Origin of the sequence: Variovorax multivorans (assembly GCF_051216835.1) — a bacterium.
Lineage (GTDB): Bacteria > Pseudomonadota > Gammaproteobacteria > Burkholderiales > Burkholderiaceae_C > Variovorax.
This window is the reverse complement of the sequence record NZ_JBPJZL010000014.1, coordinates 140,409-161,125: the sequence shown is the minus strand read 5'-3', so window position 1 is coordinate 161,125 and position 20,717 is coordinate 140,409. Positions and strand designations below refer to the sequence as shown.

Annotated in this window: 13 protein-coding genes; 2 read left to right on the top strand and 11 right to left on the bottom strand. The window is 67.4% G+C overall.

Translation table 11 applies throughout. The features are described from left to right. Window positions 1-11: 11 nt before the first annotated feature. From ACSFCA_RS29685 to ACSFCA_RS29670, 4 genes are read right to left on the bottom strand one after another with little or no spacing between them, the layout of a single operon-like run. The gene (locus ACSFCA_RS29685; protein ID WP_435461921.1) at window positions 12-542 is read right to left on the bottom strand and encodes a spore coat protein U domain-containing protein; all 531 of its coding nucleotides are present in this window, start codon (window positions 540-542) and stop codon (window positions 12-14) included. Next, a complete protein-coding gene (locus ACSFCA_RS29680; protein ID WP_435461922.1) occupies window positions 509-2,818 on the bottom strand; it encodes a fimbria/pilus outer membrane usher protein in 2,310 nt (769 codons plus the stop codon). The genes ACSFCA_RS29685 and ACSFCA_RS29680 overlap by 34 nt, the downstream gene beginning before the upstream one ends. A 37-nt stretch (window positions 2,819-2,855) precedes the next feature. After that, window positions 2,856-3,641, bottom strand: coding sequence for a fimbrial biogenesis chaperone (locus ACSFCA_RS29675; protein WP_435461923.1), 786 nt, complete (start codon window positions 3,639-3,641; stop codon window positions 2,856-2,858). Between the two features lie 13 nt (window positions 3,642-3,654). Beyond that, window positions 3,655-4,164 carry a Csu type fimbrial protein gene (locus tag ACSFCA_RS29670; protein WP_093059963.1) on the bottom strand — a complete coding sequence of 170 codons (510 nt, stop codon included), beginning with the start codon at window positions 4,162-4,164 and terminating at the stop codon, window positions 3,655-3,657. Between the two features lie 301 nt (window positions 4,165-4,465). Between ACSFCA_RS29670 and ACSFCA_RS29665 the strand changes: the two genes are divergently transcribed. After that, a complete protein-coding gene (locus ACSFCA_RS29665; RefSeq protein ID WP_435461924.1) occupies window positions 4,466-5,335 on the top strand; it encodes a ChaN family lipoprotein in 870 nt (289 codons plus the stop codon). Window positions 5,336-5,404: 69 nt separating this feature from the next. On the opposite strand, the gene ACSFCA_RS29660 is transcribed toward ACSFCA_RS29665, so the two are convergent. The 4 genes from ACSFCA_RS29660 to aptA all read right to left on the bottom strand — a co-directional run bounded on the left by ACSFCA_RS29660 (window position 5,405) and on the right by aptA (window position 14,563). Continuing rightward, on the bottom strand, window positions 5,405-10,732 hold the full coding sequence (locus ACSFCA_RS29660) for a beta strand repeat-containing protein (RefSeq protein WP_435461925.1): 5,328 nt from the start codon (window positions 10,730-10,732) through the stop codon (window positions 5,405-5,407). 73 nt (window positions 10,733-10,805) lie between these two features. Continuing rightward, window positions 10,806-12,218: a CsgG/HfaB family protein gene (locus ACSFCA_RS29655; RefSeq protein WP_435461926.1), complete on the bottom strand. Its 1,413-nt coding sequence runs from the start codon at window positions 12,216-12,218 to the stop codon at window positions 10,806-10,808. Window positions 12,219-12,232: 14 nt separating this feature from the next. Next, window positions 12,233-12,751: a hypothetical protein gene (locus ACSFCA_RS29650; RefSeq protein ID WP_258352703.1), complete on the bottom strand. Its 519-nt coding sequence runs from the start codon at window positions 12,749-12,751 to the stop codon at window positions 12,233-12,235. A 477-nt stretch (window positions 12,752-13,228) separates the two neighbouring features. Beyond that, on the bottom strand, window positions 13,229-14,563 hold the full coding sequence (aptA, locus tag ACSFCA_RS29645) for an omega-aminotransferase AptA (protein ID WP_258352702.1): 1,335 nt from the start codon (window positions 14,561-14,563) through the stop codon (window positions 13,229-13,231). Window positions 14,564-14,633: 70 nt separating this feature from the next. Between aptA and purU the strand changes: the two genes are divergently transcribed. Then, window positions 14,634-15,491: a formyltetrahydrofolate deformylase gene (gene purU / locus ACSFCA_RS29640; RefSeq protein WP_435461927.1), complete on the top strand. Its 858-nt coding sequence runs from the start codon at window positions 14,634-14,636 to the stop codon at window positions 15,489-15,491. 50 nt (window positions 15,492-15,541) lie between these two features. On the opposite strand, the gene ACSFCA_RS29635 is transcribed toward purU, so the two are convergent. The 3 genes from ACSFCA_RS29635 to ACSFCA_RS29625 form a co-directional block, all read right to left on the bottom strand. Next, on the bottom strand, window positions 15,542-15,913 hold the full coding sequence (locus tag ACSFCA_RS29635) for a YXWGXW repeat-containing protein (protein ID WP_093057657.1): 372 nt from the start codon (window positions 15,911-15,913) through the stop codon (window positions 15,542-15,544). 123 nt (window positions 15,914-16,036) lie between these two features. Beyond that, a complete protein-coding gene (locus tag ACSFCA_RS29630) occupies window positions 16,037-17,356 on the bottom strand; it encodes an SGNH/GDSL hydrolase family protein (RefSeq protein ID WP_435461928.1) in 1,320 nt (439 codons plus the stop codon). A 65-nt stretch (window positions 17,357-17,421) separates the two neighbouring features. Then, window positions 17,422-20,715, bottom strand: a complete 3,294-nt coding sequence (locus ACSFCA_RS29625) for a carboxyl transferase domain-containing protein (RefSeq protein ID WP_435462009.1) — start codon at window positions 20,713-20,715, stop codon at window positions 17,422-17,424. Window positions 20,716-20,717 lie beyond the last annotated feature (2 nt).

The window sequence follows — 20,717 nt, the reverse complement described above, 5'->3', positions numbered from 1 at the left end:
GAAACAACAACTCAGTAGGTCACGGTCACCGTGATGGTGTCGGTATAGCTGCCCGGCGCAGCCGTGTACTGGCCGGTAGGCAGGCGACCGTAGACCGTGTGCGTGGTGCTTGCCGTCCTGGTCCCGAACCCACCTGAGGCAGACGCGCTGCCCGACACCGTGCTGGTCGCCCAGACCGTTCCATAGGTCGAACTGGTGTACAGGTTGTAGTTCAGGGTGTAGTTGCCATAGCTCATGTAGCGGCTCGTGGTCGTTCCCGAATTCCCCGCACTCAGGCTGACCGTATAGCTCAAGGTGCTGGTTCCGAAGATGCTTCCTGAAAACGTGGCCGCCACCGTGATGGTGCCGGTACTTGTGGTGGCGCTCGTCGTGGCCGCGCTGTAGCTTCCGAAGCTCAGGGCCGTCGCGCTGATGGTGGCCGAACAGGTCGGCGTCCCGAGGCCCGTCGACGTGCATGTCGCATGTGCCGGCGTGACAGCCAGGGCACCGATCAGACCAGCAACCCAGATCAGCGCGCCGTGGGTGGAAGCATCGTTTCGCATGTGTAGGGTCCGATTTGTGGCAACGTGCCGGAGATCGGAATGGGGCCGACCGTGAAACTGCAATGGCCTGTACGCCAATTCGCCTCGAAGCGTTCGCCCGCACGGGGGCGATCGAGCTGCAGCGTGCCGCCGTAGCCGGTGATCAATGGAGACGGACGGTTCTCGCCGATGACGTCGATGCCAGCCGGCAGCGGCGAGCCGTCAGGCAGCCGGATCTGCATCGTGGCGCTCAGGTCGCGCGAGATGTCGAAGGTGGCCGCCGCAACGCCCTTGTACGACGGCACGACCTGCAGCACGTCGGAGTGCACCTGCGCCGAGATCGGCAGATCGCCGTTGTCCACGCTGATCTTGTTCAATTCATAGGCGCGCAGGCCGGTCACGAGGGCATGCCCCTCGCCGTCGGTCGTCGTCGCCAGGTTGTTCTCCCGGTAGATCTTGATGCCGGCCGCGCCAGGCACCGTCACCAGCGCAAAGCCGTCGCTGGACGACTGAGCCGCGAAGAACATGCCCGACGTATAGCCCAGTGAGCCCTCGGCAAGCACCCTGGCGCTGGTTTCCTTGTTGAGGTCGACGACCTGCGCGTTGAAGCTCGCATAGGGGGTTCGCCAGGTTGCCTCGGCCTGGGTGCGCTTTGTCTCGCCATTCGAGGCCACGACGCGCCAGCCCAGCCCCTCATCGCTCGGCGTCGCCTGGCTGACGTCGACCGTGGTGGTGCTTTTCCCGTTCTGCCGGCTGGTCGTGGCCGATGCGGTCTGCCGGTCGCCCAGCGGAAGGGTCAGGCTCAAGCCGACCGAGGCGACGCGCTGGCGATTCGCCGTGGCGCCCGAGTCGGTGCGCGCCACATAGGTGTTCAGGAACACGGCACCGAGCTGAATGGAGTGGTTGAGCGACAGCACCTTGGCCTCGTCGCCACCGCTGTAGCGCAATGCCGTGTAGGCCAGGCCCAGGCTGCCATAGCGGCGGCCAAGGGATCGCCCCAGGAACAGCTGCGTCTGCCCGGTCGTGTGCGTCTGGCTGTCCAGCCAGGCAACCTGCATGAAGCCTGCGCTGGCGGATTGCCGGCTTGCAGAGAAGCTCCAGTCAGGAGCGATGTGCGCGAACGAAACACGCCCGAGCGTTCCGCTGCCCGCGTCCTGCGAGCGGCTGGCCGCGCCGTGCAGTCCGAACTCCCCCAGCGGTGCCCACACCCACGTCAGGCCGACGCCGGCGACCTGAACCTGCGCGCCGGCCTCGCCATGCAGTTCCATGGTGGCCGTCTCGCTGAGTCCGCGGCGCCAGTTGCCGGCAGCGAACGGGCTGCCGTAGTCATTGCTCTGAAGGCCATAGTTGAGGCGGCTCCACCCCACGTTGACCGAGTAGTCCGACAAGCCCGCGCGCAGCAGATTCGTGCTCACGTAGTAGGGCGTCGTGACGGTGCGGCGCACGCCCAGCGCGTCGGACACCGAGAAGCTCATCTCACCCGCACCGCTGAGCACCGGCACGTTGCTCAACGAAAACGGGCCCGAATCGACCTGCCCCTGATAGTGCAGCGTGTTGTTCACATAGGCCTCGAGCGTCGATGCAACGGCCGATCCGCCCGTGAGCGACGGCACCGGATAGCTGATGTACCCGGGGCTCAACCCGAACTGGGTGCCGAACTGCACCCCGGCGAAGCGCGACGGCGTGGACCACGCGGCGTTCTGCGTGATGGCGTCGCCAACCGTCAGCCGCGTCAGGCGATCCGGATCGTCGTAGCGGTAGTAGCTGTCGAGCCGGACCATCTTGCTCAGCGACGAAAGGCCCGTCGCATTCTGATAGGCCGACTGGCCGACGAGCACGCTGTTCGCCAGCAATCCCCATTGGCCCGAAACCGTGCTGTCGAGCAGCCCCGATGCGGCAGTGCCGTTGCTGTCGTGCTGCAGCGCCATGCTGTAGTTGACGAAGGCGGCATTGACCGAGGGCGTCGGCGACGGCCGGTTCGCGCCCTTGCCGGTGAGTGCACTGGCCACGAATGCCGTCACGGGCAAGCGCACTTGCGCTGTCTGCGTGCTTTCTTCCAGCGCCACGCTGCCATTGGGCAACGCAGCGGGGTCGTAGTAATCGGCCCCCTCGACCACGGCCGTCGCCTGGGCGGGAACGATGACGCGCCACGCCTGCAAGTCGGCACGGCTGAACAACAGCTTGCCCCCGTGCCGGAGCGCAGAGCGTGCAGGCCCCTCTGCCGTGCCATTGACTTCGACGTCGATGACCAGCGGGGTGAACGCCTGATCGTCTGCAATCACTTGGGCCTGCGCCATGTGTGCCACCGGCAGCCAGCAAGCGAAAGCGACCAGGCTACTGAGCCGCTGCAGCCGTCGCACCGGGAACTTGCAGGAAGACGGGGGGCAGCGGTACTTCGGAGTCCGCCTGCGCCTCGAGCTGGAGTCTGGCGCCCGGTGGCAGTGAAGGCAGCACGACCGGCAACCTGGCGCTTTGCTGCGGCAGCACGTAAACCGACATACGTTGACGCAAGAGTTCGCTGCCATCCGCATGGCGCACGGTGACTTGCGTGATCTGGATGTGCTCGCGCCCCAGGTTGTCGATGGTCAGCGCCGACGCGCTCAGATGCCACGCGACCGAAGGCGCTCCCGCAGGGGACGAAGGAGGCACGAAGATCGGCAAGACCAGTTGCAGCAGCGTCTGCAATTCAGCGCCCGCCCCCTCGGTCCCCGTTGGCAGCGCCTTGTCGCGCGGCAACTGCCTCAGGAAGATGCGGTAGCTGCGCTCGTCGGCCAGCGCAGGCACCTGCAGACCGAGGCGCACGATCTGCCGGCCATTGGCCGGAATCCGGAAGATGGCCGGATTGACCAGCACCTCACGCGTAGGCGCATAGACATCCTGCTGATCCTTCTGCGCCCAGCTCATGACCTCGGCCTGCATCGAGATCTCGCTGGCGCCGTCGTTAGTCACGACCAGCGAAGCGACCGGCCGGTTGGGCTGCAGCACAACCCGGACCGGAGCGATCTGGATGCTCGCGGCCCGAACGTCGACCGGAACGGCCGAGACGGCCATCGCCGCCGCCGAACCGAGGATGATCGCCGCGCGCGGCAGGAGCTGGCGCTTAGCCCAATCGAGAGACATGGACCGTGAACGCTCAGTAGGTGAGCGTCAGGGTGATCGTGTCGGTGTAGTCCGTTGCGGGCGCCACGGCGTACTGGGCGGCCGGGACCTTGCCGTAGACCGTATGGGTCACGGCCGAACCTGTGCCGGTGTAGTCCGACCCCGTCGTGCTGTTGCTCCAGTTGGTCGCATACGAGGAATCTTTGTAGAGACCGTACGACAGGCTGTTGTAGCCACTCGTCGCCGTGGCGCTCGTCATGGTCCGGGCCGTCACCGAGCCGCTGGTGCCTGCGCTCATGCCCAGCGAGTAGGTGGTGCCGTAGGTGCACTGCACGGTGAACGAGGTCGCGCCGGTGAGCGCAGTGCCCGGGGTGAAGCTTCCGAACGCGAGCGTGTCGGGCGTGGCCATGGCGCAGGAACTGAGCACCGTGGCCGTCACCTTGAAGGTCGTGGTGGCCGTCGTGGCGTGCGCGGACTGGAGCGGCAGCACGGCAAGCGCCACCAGGGCAGTGGCAATGGCGCCACCGAGTCTCAAGTTATTCATATCTACCCCGTAAGTGTCGGAAATTGAACCTCCGGATAGATGGATATCCGGCCCGTATCGCGAGCCACATGTGGTCTTTGGTATGACTTTTCGCGACGGGCCGAGTAAACCCAAAGACTTGGTAAAAAATTAGCAGGCTGTCAGATAAAAGTTTCAGAAGTGTTCAGCGGTAAATCCACCGGAACTTCAGCGGCGGTTGCGTGGCCAGCGCGCGAACGAAAAAAGCGGGAGGGCACGGACGACAGGGACAGGGGGAAATGGACGGCACCGCGTGCGCGTGCCCAGGGCATACGATCGCGCGATGCCTCCTCCAAACTGGCCCGCCCGGGCCTCCCGATTCCTGCTGTTCCCCCTGCTCGCCGTCACGGCGTTCACAGGTTGCTCGGCGCTGTCTTCTTCCGGCGCCGAGGCGCCCGACGCCCCCATCGCGCGCCGTGTCGCGGCACTCCAGCCGGTCGATGCCCTGCTGCTCGGCGAGCAGCACGATGCGCCCGAACACCATGTCATCGAACGCGAGGCCGTCGAGGCCCTGGTCGCTCGCGGCAATCTCGCCGCGCTGGCGCTGGAGATGGCGGAGGAAGGCCGCAGCACCGCGCATGTCGCCCCCACCGCCACCGAAGCGCAGGTGCAGGCCGCCCTCGACTGGAGCGACAAGGCCTGGCCCTGGGCCAGCTACGGCCCCGCGGTAATGGCCGCCGTGCGCGCGGGCGTGCCCGTGGTCGGCGCCAACCTGCCGCGCGCCCGCATGAAAGACGCCATGGCCGATGTCTCGCTCGACGTGCAGCTCAACGGCGAGGCCTACACCGCGCAGCAGGACGCCGTACGCGATGGGCACTGCAGGATGCTCCCCGAGTCGCAGATCGTTCCGATGACGCGCATACAAGTGGGCCGCGACCGCGCGATGGCGCAGGCCATCGTCAAGGCGCGACGGCCGGGCCAGACCGTGCTGCTGATCGCCGGAGCCGGCCACGTCGTGCGCACGCTCGGCGTGCCGCAGCACCTGCCCGACGACGTCAAGGTCGCCACGGTGCGGCTGATGGCCGCGCCGGCTGCTCCTTCGCCCGAAGCGGTGGCGGGCGACTACGACCGCACATGGCGGACACCGCCCCTGCCCGAAAAAGACTACTGCGCAGAGTTCAAGCGGCAGGCAAGACCCCAACCGAAAGCCTGAGCGCCCCATCGACAAGAAAAAAGCCGCGAGCCCGAAGGCCCGCGGCTTTTTCTTTCAGTACACGGCAGCTCAGCGCGAGGTAATCGCCGACACCGCCGAGTTGCCCGTCGCAGACGCCGTGATCTGGTTGCCCGTGGTGCGCAGCGTGCTGTTGCCCACCGCGCCCGAGACGCCGACCCCGAAGTTCACGCTCGTCACCGTGGCCGTCACCGCACCGGTGTTGACCTGGTAGTTGCCGATGGCCGCGCTCGGCGCGCCGGTGTTCAGCGCCGTCTGCGTCAGGCGGTTGGTCGCGCTGTTGCCGACGGCCTGCGCCGCCAGTGTGTTGCCCGTGACACCGACCGTGCCGCTCGACACGCCAGCGCCGGTGCTGTTGAGCGCCACCTGGTAGCTCGTACCCACGCTCGTGGCCGACACCGCACCCGAGTTGTTCTGGCTGTTGAGGATCGCTGCGCTCGCACCGACGTTGAGCGCCAGCGGCGTGCCGACCAGGCTCGACGAACCCACCGTGGCCGCGCCGCCGTAGCTGCTGCCACCGCTGGACTCGAGCACGTTGGTCGCCGCATTGCCGCGCGCCAGGGCGGCGGTGGTGTTGCCGTCGAGCGAGATGCTGCTGCCGTTGAGCGGCACCGCCCCCGTCAGCGTCGCATTCGCCACCGTGCTGGCCGTCGCCGTCACGCCGGCCGTGCTGCCCTGCACGTTCACGATGCCGACGCTGGCGCCCTGCGTCGCGCCGCTCGCTACCGTGGCGGTGTTGGTCGCGCGGTTGGCCGAAGCCTCTGCGAAGGTGCTGTTGCCCGAGATGGTGAGCGCGCCGTTGATCAGCCCAGGCGTGGGTGCGGCGTTGTCGTCGTTGTGGATCGACGTGCTGGCCGTGCTGCTGACCGTCGATGCGGCCGACTGGCGGTTCGACAGCACGTGGTCGCCGGTGGCCACCACGTTGTCGGCGCTGCCGGTCTCGTTCAGCGTGGCGGAACCCGTCGCGCCCGGCGGCAGTGTGTTGACCGCGCTCACGCTCAGCGTGTTGGTCGCGTCGTTCATCACGCCCAGCGCCGTGTTGCTGTTGCCCGAGAGGCGCACCGTCGATGCGGTGGACGCGGCCGGCGCGAACAGCTCCTGCGTGGACGTTGCCGTCACCGCGGCGGTGCCCGACTGCGTCGACTGCAGCGCCGAGCGCGCTCCCACGTTCGAGCCTGCCAGCGTCACGCTGTTGAGCGCCGTGTTGGCCACGGCCTTCGCGCTCTGGCTGTTGTTCGTCACGCCCAGCGTCGAGGTGCCGACGATGGATGCCAGTGCCGTGTCGATGCCCACGATGCCCGTCGCGGTGGCCGACACGGTCCCGGTGCCCATCTGCACGTTGGCCAGTGCGTGGTCTGCCGTCACTGCCACCAACAGCGCCGGGCCGGCTGCGGCCACGGCCGGCAACGGCGTGCTGCCGGCAATGGCGCTGCTCTTCACGTCGATGCTGTTGGTCGCGGCGCTACCGGTGGCGGCTGCGCTGGTGCTGTTGCCGTCGAGCGTGGCGCTGCTGCCGGTGAGCGCGTTGGGGCCGGTCAACGTGAGCTTGGTCACGTTGTTGGCGTTGGCTGCCACGGTCGCGTTGCTGTCCTGCGCATTCAGCACCGCGGTCTTGGCCGACTGCGATGCGCCGCCGGTCAGCGAGGCCGCGTTCGTCGCGCGGTTGGCCGCAGCTTCCGAGGACGTCGTGTTGCCCGAGGCGGTGAAGCTGCTGTTGACCAGGCCTGCGTTGGCGGGCACCAGGCTGTCTTCGTTGTAGATCGCGGTGTCGGCGGTGCTGGTGGCCGAGGTTCCGGCCGACTGGCGGTTCACCAGCACCTGGTCGCCCACCGCGGCGGTGTTGCCTGGCAGCGCGCCCTGGAGAATGATCGCGGGCACGAAAGACGCGACGGACGAGCCACCCGCAACGGCGACCTTGTTGTCCACGTCGTTGATCACGCTCAGCGCCGAGTTGCTGTTGTTCGAGAGTTTCACCGACGAACCCGCCACCGAGGCCGGCGCAAACGCCTGCATGAACGAGCGCGACTCCACCGCCGCCGTGCTGCCCTGTGCAGACAGCAGCGCCGAGCGGGCCGACACATCGGTGGCCGCGAGCGCGATGGCGTTGCTGCCCGTGTTGGCCACGGCCTTCGCGCTCTGCGTGTTGCCGGAGGCACTGAGCGTCGAGCCGGAGATCACCGCGCCGACCGCCGTGTCGATACCGAATGCGGCCGCCACCTTGGAAGAGATCGTCGGGCTCGTCACCAGCTGGATGCTCGACAGCGCATGGTCGCCGACCGCACCTGCCAGGCCCGCGAGGCTGGTCGCGCCGGCAAGCGGCAAGCCGTCGCCCACGGCGATGGTGTTGCCCTTCACGTCGATGCGATTGACGGCGGCGTTGCCCGTGGCCGAGCCGCCGGCGGCGTTGCCGTCCACAGTGACCTGCGAGTTCTGGATGCTTGCGCCGCCCAGCACCACTTGCACGCCGTCCTTGTTGTTGAGCAGCGCACCTTCCTGCCCGGTCAGCGAACTGACCGCGGCGCTGGTGAGCTGAAGGTTCTGCACCGCGGTAGTGGTCGAGACGCCGACCGCATCCACGCTCACGCCGTTGACGGCGCTGTTGCTGGTCGCGCCGGCCAGCGTGGTGTTGCCGCTGGCGTCCACCTTCGAGTTGCTGATGGCGCCGGTGACGGTGGTCTGCACTTCAGGCCCGCCGCTGCGCTGCGCCGACACCGTGCCCTGGCCCGACTGCGCGTTCTGCACGCTGAAGGCGGCGGTGGTGGCGAGCACGTTGCCCGTCAGCGTCGCACCCGCCAGCGAGAGGCCCGAGGTGTCGATGTTGTTGCCCGTCACCTTCACCGTGTTGCCGGTGGCGCGGCTGCCGTAGGCCAGCGCCTGCGCCGCGTTGTCCGAGCTGGACACCGAGCCGTTGCTCAACGTGCCCGTGACCGTGGTGCGCGCCACGATGCCGCCTGCCGCCGTGGCGTCGATGACCGTGCCCGCGCCCGCCACCGCCTGCGTGTTGGTGACGTTGGCAATCGAGGCATTCGAGCCACTCACGTTGTTCAGGCCCAGCGTCACGCCGCTGGCCGCGTCGTTGCCGTAGGTGGCTGCGACAAAGGCGTTGTCGCTGTTCGCGACGCTGACGGCCGAGACATTGCCGGTGACGGTCGCCGAGAAAGTGTTGGGGCCGGTGGCCGAGCTGCCGATGTTCCCCTGCACCGACTGGTCGTTCAGGATGCCGTAGGCCGCAGTCACCGTCGGCAGGGCGCCGGCCGCGTTGCTGAACGGCAGTCCGCTTAGCACATCGACCGTGACGGTCGAGGCCGGCGTGCCCAGGAACGGGCCTGGCGCCGCGGCCAGGTTGCCCGCGCTCACGCCCAGCGTGTTCGACGCCGAATTGCCGTAGGCAATGGCGCGCTGCAGGTTGTCGGTGAGCGCGACCGAGCCGCCGGTGACGTTGCCGTTCACCGCGATGCGCGCTTCGGGATTGAACAACGCCGCGCCAGCACCGGAGGTCGCATCGGACATCTGCACGCTCGCGATGCCCGCGCCCGTGCCGACCGAGTTGCCGGTGAGCGTGAGCGTGTTGGTGGCCCCGCTGCCGACCGCCACGGCTTCCTGCCGGTTGTCGGTCAGCGCCAGCGTGTTGTTCGCGACCGGTGCGCCGCCACCGCTGGCGGTCAGCAGGATCTGCGAGCCGAAGTTGAGCGCCGCGGGGCCGCTGCCGTTGTAGTTGCCCTGCAGGTTGGTGAGCGTCGCTGCGCCGCTGGCGGACACGCGCCCGTCGGAGTTCGTGCCACCCGTGAGCACGGCGTTGCCGTTGCCCAATGCCACCGTGGCCGCCTGGATCGCCAGGCTCTGCGTGATCTGGTTGCCTTGTGCGGTGGCCGCCGACGTGTTGCCGGACACGGTGACCGAGCTGCCGCTGGTCTGCCCCGTGCCGGGCGACTCGCCCGTCTGCGCCGAGATGACCGACGGAAACAGGAACGCCGTCGCCGCCGCCGCGGAATTGGCCTGCTGATTCGACACCGCAGCAGTGCCGGTGAACGAGGCCGCGTTCTTGCCGCTGGCAATGGCGCTCGACGCCGTGTTGCCGGTGGCGTCCGCCGTGATGCTGTTGTCTGACAGCGTGACCTGGCTGTTCTTGCTCGACTGCACGCCGGCGCGGATCTCAGCGCCCGAGGTCTGGGCGAAAGTGGTCACGCCGATGTTGCCCTGGCTGTTGACGATGGCCAAGTCGCTGTTGACGTTGCTGGTCACGCCCACGCCGTTGTGGATGCTGTTGTTGGCTGCGGTGGCGGCCGTGCCGGTGCCCGCGATGGTCACGTCGTCGATCAGGATGCGGTTGCCTGCCACACCGGCCGTGGTACCCAGCGCCTCGTTGCCCGTGGCCGCGCTGGAGATCGCATTGCCCTGCACCGACAGCGAGCCCTGCAGCACGTTGGAGCCGCCGGCAGGCACGCCGCTCACGAGGCCCGTGATCACCGAGCTCGCATTGGTTGCGCTGTGCGTGACGGCGAGGATGCCGTTGCCGTTCGCCTGCAGGTTCGCGACCACCGCCGAGCCGGCGAAGGCTGGCGCGCCGCCCGACTGGATTTCGGCCGTGCTGGTCGCGCTGTTGGCCTTGAGCACCGCCGAGATCGAATTGCGTTCGAGCACGGCAGCGGTGGTCAGCGTGATGCCCGGGCTCGCCGTCAGCATCAGGTCGACCGTGTTGCCCAGCACCTGCGCGTTGGAGCTTGCGCCCGTGGCCGACTGCAGCGAGGTCACTACGATGTTGCCCTTGGCATCGAACAGCGGTGCGCCCGCCGGGTAGGTCAGCACCGAGGTGCCGGCCTGCGGCAGCGCGCCGACCGCGGCGGCGCCCGACACGACCGAGCTGCCGCTGTTGAGCGTGGTGGTGGCCGAGATGGTGTTGTCGGCGTTGACCACGCTGCCTGTCTGCAGCGTGCTCGATTCCACCGCCAGCTTGCTGCTGATCACTGAGCTGTTGATCGTGCCGGTGTTGATCGCCACGCCCAGCGTGGCGGCGTTGTTCACCGGCGTGCCGGGCGCCGGCTGGATGCTGTTGGCAAAGCTGTTGCCGGTGGCGGTCGCGCCGACCAGGTTGCCGCTGGTGCTCATCGCCACGGGGTTGGGGTTCGACGGCGTGCCGGTGGAGGTCGTGCCCACGGTGGCGCTGGTGATGGTGGCGTTGACGGCCCCGGTATTGCTGATCTGCTTGTCGATCGTCGGCGTGCCGGTGACGGTGCCGTTGTAGGCGGCATCGACCGAGGTCTCGGCGGCTTGTGCGCCGGAGGCTGCTGCAATCAGCGCCATCGCGACTGCCGTGCCGATGCTGCTGCGGCTGAACATGGGCGCGCGTGTGGCCCGGCTCTGGATCTTGCGTGCTTTCATGGCGTGACTCCTCGGATGTTGTGGAAGCGGTCTGGGTCGGAAAGTGGATGCGCGATGCGCGCGGAACAGCAGGTCAATCGCCCTTGACTGCGCCGTCGGAAGAAGAAGCAGAAGGTGAAGGAGCGGGCGCCGCGCCGCCGACCACCGCGCTGCCGATGCGCAGCTTGGCGATCTCCTGCAGGCCCGGGCCATCGCGGTGGATCGACGTGTCGGCGGCATCGGGTCGCCATGTGAGGCTGATGGCACCCGGTGCCACGCCGCGGTTGGCAAGGGCCGAGGTGACGGCCGCGATGCGCTGGTCGGTGAGCTCGTCGCGCTTGCGGGCGTCCCAGTTCTCGGTGTCGCGCGCCACCAGCACGATGTCGGTCGAGCCCTTCTTGGCCAGGCCCGCGATCTGGTCGATCAGCGCGAGCGAGCTGCCGCCGAGCGTGGTCGCGCCGAAGTCGAAGGACACCTGCGTTGCCGTACCCGTGAGGCGCGCGCCGCCCTGCCCCGCGGCGTTGACGGCCACGCCGCTCTGCACCACGGGCGAGGTCACGGCCGCGCCGCTCACGGTGGCGTCGCCCGGGTTGTCGACCTTGCGCAGGTCGGCCGCGGGCACGGTCGGAATCTGCTCGCCGCCGCCCGGACGCATCGTCATGCAGGGCCGGTGGTCGACCTGCGTGACGGCCGCCATGAGCCGCACTACGCCCTCTTCCAGCGCTGCGCGCACGCCCATCTGCACCGGCTCCTGGCCCTTGGCGCCGATGTCCACGTCGTACAGCTTGCTGCCGAAGAAGCGGAACACGTTCAGGCCCACTTCGTAGCCGTTGAACTGCTTGGTGAGGCTCACCGTGCGCACCACCATCAGCGACTTGGTGTCGACGATGCGCAGGTCCACGCTCACCGACTGGCTGAAGGTGCGCGCCTTCACGCCCACCTGGTTCACCGCGAACTCCGCGCCGCCCGAGTTGATGTTGTAGTTGAGCTCGGTGATGCCGCCGACGATGAAGTAATCAGACTTGTTGATCGTGCCGCCGAAGTACGGCAGCCACGGCACCGCCTGCCCGCCGTTGGGACCGCCTACCTGGTGCGTGCGGCCGTCGCCGAGCTGGCGGCGGTCGGCGTACGCGAGTTCGCGCTCGGCGATCACCGGATCGAAGCGCTCGGCGATGCTCACCGCGCCGCCGAGCTTGCCGAGTGCCGAATACACCATCAGCGCGCCGCCCTGCGTGATGGCATTGCCTTCGTTGATGCTGTACTTGCCGGTGTAGTCCTTCACGTCGCCCACGCCGATGACGATGGGCGGGCGCCGCGTGGCCGCGATGTGGTCGGCGTAGCAGGCGAGCACCGCCTCCATCGGCGTGACGTTGTCGCGCACCGCGGGGCCGAGCACCACGGGCGCCTCGTTGGGCGCAAAGCGTTGCTGCGGAGCGGAGACACAACCAGCGAGCGCCACCGTGGCGATGGCTGCGAGCGCGAAGGTGCGGGAGATGGGGAATTGCATGTCGCGTGCCTCGTTCAATTGAGCACGCCGAACGCGCACGCCGAGCTGCCGCCGACGCTCGCGGTCTGCGCACCCGAGTTGCTCTGATTCGAGTTCAGAGCCTGGTTGGCCGCGCCCTGCACCTGCGTGCTGGTGCCGCCGACGATGGCCGAGCCGACAGCGCCGGAGTTGGCCTGCGTGGTGCCCACCGTCGCGCCGCCGAGCGTGCCCACCGCGGTGCGGCTGTCATTGCCCGATGCACTCGAAGTCGCGCCCGAAGTGGAAGGCGAATTCGCGACCGTGCTGTTGTTGCCGTCGTTGCCCGTGGAGGTCGCGGAGACGTTGCAGTTGTACTGGCGACCGATGTTGTTGGTCGTGTTGTAGACCGGCGCCGAGTAGTAGCCGCTCTTCTGCTTGCGGATCATGTCCTGGATCGCGGCCTGGTTCACCTTGTCGGTGCTGGTCTGGAACTGCCATGCGGCGTTCTCGCCGACGTTGTTGGCGAGTGCAGCCAAAGGCGCACACACCAATGCCATAAGAAATACACGTTGCATGACGGTCCCTCTCTGGAAGACGCACTTGATGAACTCATAAGTGCTACGTTTCGGGAGGGGATGCTAGGGATCGGCGGCCACGACCGGTATCCCGGGAACCGGTAGGAGGTATCCCGGGAACCGGTAGAAATGAGGATGGCAACCCAAGGGCCCGCGCAGGCCGCAGGGGTCGCACGCGCGCGCGCAAGCGTGCGCTTCGGCAGGTCAGGCTAGTCGCCGAACCAGAACAACAACCAGGCGGTGACAGAGCCGAGCGTCACCATCACGAGAGCGACCTGGCGACCCGCAGGAAGTGGCCGGCTCACCCATCGCTCGATGTTTTTCGACATCTTCGTCCCCCGTTCTTCTAGTGAGGACCGAAGCGTGAAGCGCTCGCCGAGTTCTGTCAAAGCAGAAGAAATGCTTCGTCGACTTTCTTGGCGACGGCCGGCAAAGCGCCTTCGTGATCTCGGGCTCACGAAGGCGCTGCCGTCTTGCTCAGGCGTGCGCCTTGATCGAATCCGCCAGCGTGTTCACCAGCGTGTCGATGTGCGACTTCTCCACGATGTACGGCGGCGCGATCACCAGCACGTCGCCAGCGGGCCGCACGAGAGCGCCCTTGTGGAAGCAATCGAGGAAGACCTCATAGGCGCGCTTGCCCGGCGTGCCCGCGATGGGCGCGAGCTCCACCGCCGCGGCGAGGCCGAGGCTGCGGATGCTGACCACGTTGGGCAGGCCCTTGAAGGTGCTGTGGAAGGCATCGCCCAGCACCTTGCCCATTTCGCCGGCGCGCGCGAACAGGTTTTCTTCTTTGAAGAGATCGAGCGTGGCAATGGCCGCGGCGCAGGCCACCGGGTGGCCCGAGTAGGTGTAGCCATGGAAGAACTCGACCACGTGCTCGGGCGCGTCGGTCTTCATCATCGCGTCGTAGAGCTTGTCGCGGCAGATCACGCCGCCCAGCGGAATGACGCCGTTGGTCACGCACTTGGCGAAGTTCAGCATGTCGGGCACCACGCCGAAGTAGTCAGACGCGAAGTTGGTGCCCATACGGCCGAAGCCGGTGATGACCTCGTCGAAGATCAGCAGGATGCCGTGCTTGTCGCAGATCTCGCGCAGGCGCTTGAGGTAGCCCTTGGGCGGCAGGTACCAGCCGGCCGAACCGGCCACCGGCTCCACGATGATCGCGGCGATGTTGCTCGGATCGTGCAGCGGCAGGATGCGGGTTTCGAGCTCGACCAGCGGGTCTTCGGCCCACACCGGCTCCTCGTTGTGGATGTAGGCGTGGTTCACCGGGTCGTGGATGAAGCGCATGTGGTCCACGCGCGGCAGGAAAGCCGAGCCGAACACCTTGCGGTTGCCCGGAATGCCGCCCACCGACATGCCGCCGAAGCCCACGCCGTGGTAGCCTTTCTCGCGGCCGATGAACACGTTGCGGTGGCCTTCACCGCGCGCGCGGTGATAGGCCAGAGCCACCTTCATCGAAGTGTCGGCGGCTTCCGAGCCCGAGTTGCAGAACAGCACCTTGTTGAGGTCGCCGGGCGCGAGCGAGGCGATCATCTCGGCCGCCTTGAAGGCCTTGTCGTTGCTGACTTGGAAGGCGGTGGCGTAGTCGAGCGTGTCCAGCTGCTTCTTGATGGCTTCGTTGATGGGCTTGCGGTTATGGCCCGCGCCCACGCACCACAGGGACGAGATGCCGTCGATCACCTTCTTGCCGTCATGGGTGGTGAACTCCATGCCGTCGGCCGCCACGAAGACGCGCGGGTCCTTCTTGAAATGACGGTTGGGGGTGAAGGGCAACCACTGGTTGTCCATGTTGAAGTCCTGGAAGGCCATGCGTGTCTCCTGCGGTTATATCAACGGGGAAAATCGCGATTCTGGCACCCCTGCCACAATTACGCCCCTGATGACGACCACTACGCCTGCCTACATCCTGAACCTCTCCTGCCCCGACCGTACGGGCATCGTGCACGCCGTCTCGGGCTTCCTGCTCGAACGCGGCGCCAACATCGAAGAGGCCGCCCAGTACAACGACCATGACACGGGTCTTTTCTTCATGCGGGTGCGCTTCGCCTGCGGCGACCACAGCGAAGCCACGCTGCGCGAAGAGCTCAAGACCTTCGCCGCCGGCTTCGGCATGACGCTGCAGCTGCACGCCGCCGCCGAGCCGATGAAGACGGTCATTCTGGTCAGCAAGGAAGGCCACTGCCTCAACGACCTGCTGTTCCGCTGGAAGAGCGGCCTGCTCGCCATCGACGTGCGAGCCATCATCTCGAACCACCGCGACTTCTACCAGCTGGCCGCCAGCTACAACGTGCCCTTCCACCACATCCCGATGACGGCCGCGACCAAGGCGCAGGCCGAGGCGAAGCAGCTTGAAATCATCGAGGCCGAAGGCGCTGAACTCGTGGTGCTCGCGCGCTACATGCAGATCCTGAGCGACAACCTGTGCCGCAACCTCGCCGGCCGCGCGATCAACATCCACCACTCGTTCCTGCCCAGCTTCAAGGGCGCCAAGCCCTACTACCAGGCACACGACCGCGGCGTGAAGCTGATCGGCGCCACCGCCCACTACGTGACGGCCGACCTCGATGAAGGCCCGATCATCGAGCAGGACGTGGCCCGCGCCGACCACACCGACACGGTCGAAGACCTCACGGCCCGCGGCCGCGACACCGAGAGCCAGGTGCTGGCGCGTGCGGTGAAGTGGCACAGCGAGCACCGCGTGCTGCTCAACGGACACCGCACGGTGGTGTTCCGCTAGGCCTCCAAAAAAGCATGCCTCCACTTGGGAGGCATGCATCCCGCTCAGCGTCAGTTGCGATTCGGGTTGTTCGGCCGGCGGTCGTAGCGGTTCGGCACGCCATCGCCGTCACGATCCCAGCGGCCTGCGTTGTACTGCCAGCGCCCGCCTTCCTCGCGCCACTCCGGCGCACGGTAGGCATAGCCCGGACGGGCGCGCACCCAGACGCCGCGGGTCCAAACATGGCGCCCACCGCGCCACTCATAGTGCCCCGGCGCCCACACATAGCCGCGGCGCGGCGGGGGCACGCGTTCGGAGCGCGGAGGGGGCGGCGCCACCTGTATGACCACGGGTTGCGCCTGCGCGGCCGTGGGAACAGTCAATGCGCCCACCGACAGAAGCGATGCAGCGCCGACGGAAAGAGCCAATGCGAGTTTTTTCATGAAGGACTCCTCATGAGTTGTTGGAGGAGCCTTCATGCTGCCCAGTCCATGTGAACCGCCTGTAAGCAATGCACGAAGTCTTGTGTAAAGCTCTGACTCGCCTTTGAGCGCCCCGGCGAGCGCTCACTCCTGCAATTCGCGCAGATCGATGGCTGTGGCCATCGCCGCATGGCCGGCCTTGTTGGGGTGCAGGTGGTCGCCCGAGTCATACAGCGGATTCAGCGCCTTCGGGTCCGCAGGGTCGCGCAATGCCGCGTCGAAATCGACGACGCCGTCGATGTCCTGCTGGCCACGGATCCAGCGGTTGACACCTTCGCGCATGGCCTCGCTGGCCTCGCTCCAGTAAGGCGTGTTCCTGAACGGCGGCACGGTGCCGAGCAGCACCTTCACGCCCTTGGCGCGGGCCTGCTTGACCAGTTGCTCCAACCCCTCGGTGATGCGCTCGGCCGTCGGCATGTCGCGCGGCTTTATCTCTGCGCCCGGCACCTTGGTGAACAAGGTGCGGCCGATGTCGTTGGTGCCCAGCAGGATGATCGCGTGCGTCACGCTGCTCTGCCGCAATGCATCGCGCTCGAAACGGGAGAGACCGCTGGGCCCCAGGCCGTCGGCCAGCAGGCGATTGCCGCCAATGCCGGCATTGAGCACTGCAACGTCTTGCCCGGCGCGCTGCGTATCGCGCAGGCGCGTGGCAAGCATGTCGGGATAGGCCCCGAAGTTGGCCTCTGCGGTGCCCGCTGTGATCGAGTCGCCGAAGGCCACGACAGTGCGCACGGACTTGGTGGTGAGCACGTCGAGCCCGGTCACGATCTGGTTCAACACCAGTGGCGAAGGGCTCTTCAGCTTCGGCGCCATCACGGCATTGCCGGGCGCTATCCATGTCGTGCCCGGCTCCAGCATGGAGACAGTGGCAAAAGGCGTGGTGCGGTCGAAGAAGGCGCTCACGACCACCGTCTGTCCCGCCTGCACCGGCAGGTCGATGCCATCGCTCCAGGCATCCGCCCCGGGCGCAATGGTCATGGTGGTGCGGCCGCCGAAACGCAGCACGCGCAGCGTGGTCGGCGAGAACGCATCGGCACCGGTGCCGCGTGCCGCGCTCGCGGCGGCAATGCGCAGCGGCGTCTTGCCGAAGCGGTTCGAGAAGCGGATGCGGATGCGCTCGCCGTCCAGCGACATTTCGACCTTCTGACGCAGCGTCCGTCCGCGCAGGTCATTACCGGCAGGCGACGAATAGTTCGCACCGCCGGGGGCTGCGGCCATCTCCGTGAAATCGACCGGCGCCACGGCCCAGCTCGCAACCCAATGCGCCTCGGCGGGCTGCCGTGGATGGTCGTCGGGCGTCACAGCCTGCACGCCGACGGCCAGCACTGCGAGGCAAAGGGCAGCCACCCAGTGCGCGACGGTCACGTCGCGCAGGCGCTCTGCCCAAATGGAAACCAGTTTCATGCGCGCAAAGCGTCGCAGTGTACGGAGCCACTGTGCCCCCGCGCGTGACGAGGTCTAAGGGCGAGTTACCAAGTGTCTACATAGGCAGAGGCAGCCTCTGATGCTTTCGTCGCGGACGAGAGGCCACGCACCAACCAGGTGCGCGTGTCGGCCGGATCGATCACCGCGTCGATCTCCAGCGTCTGCGCCATGTGGATTGCTTCGCCGTTCGCATACTGCTGCGCGACCAGTTTCTTGAACAGTGCATCGCGCTCCGCACCCTCGGGCACGGCGGCCAGTTCCTTGCGAAAACCCAACCGCACAGCACCTTCCAGCCCCATCGCGCCGAATTCGCCGGTGGGCCAGGCCACGGTGAAAACCGGCGCGTCGAAGCCGCCCGCAGTCATCGCCTGCGCGCCCAGCCCGTAGCCCTTGCGAAGCACCACGGCGAAGAATGGCACGCGCAGATGCGAGGCCACCATGAACATGCGGCACACATGGCGCACCTGCGCCTGCGCCTCGATTTCGGGCCCGACCATGAAGCCGGGCGTGTCGCACAACGAAACAATTGGAAGGCCATGCGCATTGCAAAGCTGCATGAATCGCGCGGATTTGTCGGCTGCTTCCACATCGATCGCGCCACCAAGGTGATGCGGGTTGTTGGCCATCAGCCCCACCGGCCTGCCTTCGATACGTGCAAGCGCAGTAACGATGCCCGCGCCGAACCCCGCGCGCAATTCGAGCAGCGAGCCGGTGTCGGCCACGCCGCGCATCGCGGCGCGCACGTCGTACACGCGCAGGCGGTTTTCGGGCACCACGTGGCGCAGCGTGCGCGGGTCGGCGCATTGCCAATCGGTGGTCGCGCCCTGGAAGTACGACAGGTATTGCTTGGCTGCGGCCACCGCCGCAGCTTCGTCTTCCACCAGGATGTCGATCACGCCGTTGCGCGACTGCACACTGCTGGGCCCGATCTGCTCGGGCGCGAAGGTGCCGAGCCCGCCGCCCTCGATCATTGCGGGGCCGCTCATGCCGATGTTGCTGCCCTTCGTGGCGATGATCACGTCGGCGCACCCCAGCAGCGCCGCATTGCCCGCGAAGCATCGTCCGTGCACGATGCCCACCACGGGCACCTTGCCCGACAGCGCCGCGAACTGGCTGAAGGTGTGATTGTTCAGGCCCGCGACGATCGGCATGTCCGTATCGCCGGGACGACCACCGCCACCTTCGGCGAACAGCACCACTGGCAGCTTCAGCTGATGCGCCACCGTCAGCATGCGGTCGGTCTTGTGGTGGTTGCGCATGCCCTGCGTGCCGGCCAGCACGGTGTAGTCGTAGGCCAGCACGGCGCAGCGCGACACCTCGGGGCCGAACTGCTTCGCGTTGATGCTGCCCAGGCCCGTGACCATGCCGTCCGCGGGCGTGTTGGCGATCAGGTCTTCGAGCGTGCGACGACGCGTTTGTGCGGCGATGGCGAGTGCGCCGTACTCGATGAAGTTGCCAGGGTCGGACTCGGTGTCGCACAGGTCGGCGATGTTCTCGCGCGCGGTGCGGCCGCCTTGTGCGTGCCGCTTGTCGACGGCGGCCTTGCGATTCGCGTCGAGCGTGGGCGCGTGGCGGTCAATGACCTTCTGCAGATCGGGGCGGACCGCATCGAGATCGTGCTCTGCGCTTGCCTCGGCTTGCACGGCTTGCGCGTCGACGGCTTCCAGTTGCACCAGCGACTGGCCTTCGATCAGGTAGTCACCGGGCTCGGCCAGCAGCGCGACTACGCGGCCAGCCACCGGCGCGTGCAGCAGGTGCTCCATCTTCATGGCTTCGAGCACGCCGAGTTGCGCGCCGGCGGGCAGCACGTCGCCGATGGCGACTTCGAACTGCACGAGGCGGGCGGGCATCGGGGCCTTGACGGTGAGCTCGTCCGATTCGTCATCGGCGACGACCGCTTGCGCTGCGGGTGTCGCCACCGTCTTCTTTGCATGCTTCTCCAGCACCGCAGCAGCCGCGAGCAGATCGCCCAGATGTGCCTCCACGAAGCGCGTGTGCACCGCCTGCGTTGTGAACTCAGGCCGCGCCGCGATGGCGCGCAGCAGCGAAAGGTTCGTGGCGATGCCGTCGATGTGGCATTCGTCCAGCGCGCGCAGCGAACGGCGCAGCGCGTCTTCGAAACGCGGCGAGGGCGAATGCACGATGAGCTTGGCGAGCAGCGTGTCGTAGTGCGGCGAAGGCGCGAGGCCCGTGTAGCCGTGCGTGTCCACGCGCACGCCGGGGCCAGCCGGCAGGTCGAAGCGCGCGAGCGTGCCGCCCGAAGGCCGAGCGTTGCCCTGCGCGTCGAGCGTCTCCGCGTTGATGCGCCACTGCACCGCGAAGCCGCGCTGCGCCGCCGTGTGATCGGCCTCCACGCCAAGCTCACCCAGCGACTGGCCGGCGGCCACGGCGACCTGCAACTGCACGAGATCCAGCCCCGTCACAGCTTCCGTCACCGTGTGCTCGACCTGCAGGCGCGGGTTCGCCTCGATGAAGACGAAGGGCAGCGTCGTCGATGCCGCATCGACCAGAAATTCGAAGGTGCCGAGCCCGCGATAGCCCACCGTCTTCGCCATGCGCAGCGCAGCCTGCGTGACCTGCGCGCGCAAGGCTTCAGGCAGCGAAGGGCTCGGCGCGATCTCCACCAGTTTCTGAAAGCGCCGCTGCAGCGTGCACTCGCGCTCGCCGAGGCTGGCCACGGCGTGGCCGTCACCCAGCACCTGCACTTCGATGTGCCGCGCATTGCGCATCAGCCGCTCGACATACACGCCTTCGATGCCGAAGGCGGCCTTGGCTTCGGACATGCAGCGCGCATGCGCCTCGGGCAGTTCTTCAGCGTTCAGCACCGCGCGCATGCCGCGCCCGCCACCGCCGCCGATGGCCTTGACCATCACGCCCGCGCCCTGTGCATGCTGCTCGGCGAAGAAGGCCTGTGCCTGCGCGAGCGTCACTGCGCCCACGCTGCCGGGCATCACAGGCACGTCGCATTGCGCGGCCAGTGCGCGTGCGCGAGCCTTGTCGCCGAACAGGCCAAGTTGCTCTGGCGTGGGGCCGATGAAGACAAGACCGGCATCCGCGCAGGCTTGTGCGAAATCGGCGCGCTCGCTGAGAAAGCCGTAGCCGGGATGCACCGCATCGCAGCCCTGTGCCTTGGCCACCGCGATCAGCGCCGCGACATCGAGATACGCGGAAGGCCCGGTCGCATCGAGCGCGACTGCTGTGTCGGCCAGCTGCACATGCAGCGCCGCCGCATCGTCGCGCGCATGCACCGCCACGCTGGCGATGCCCAGGTCGCGCAGCGCGCGCACCAGACGCACGGCGATCTCGCCGCGGTTGGCAATCAGAACTTTGGAGAACAACA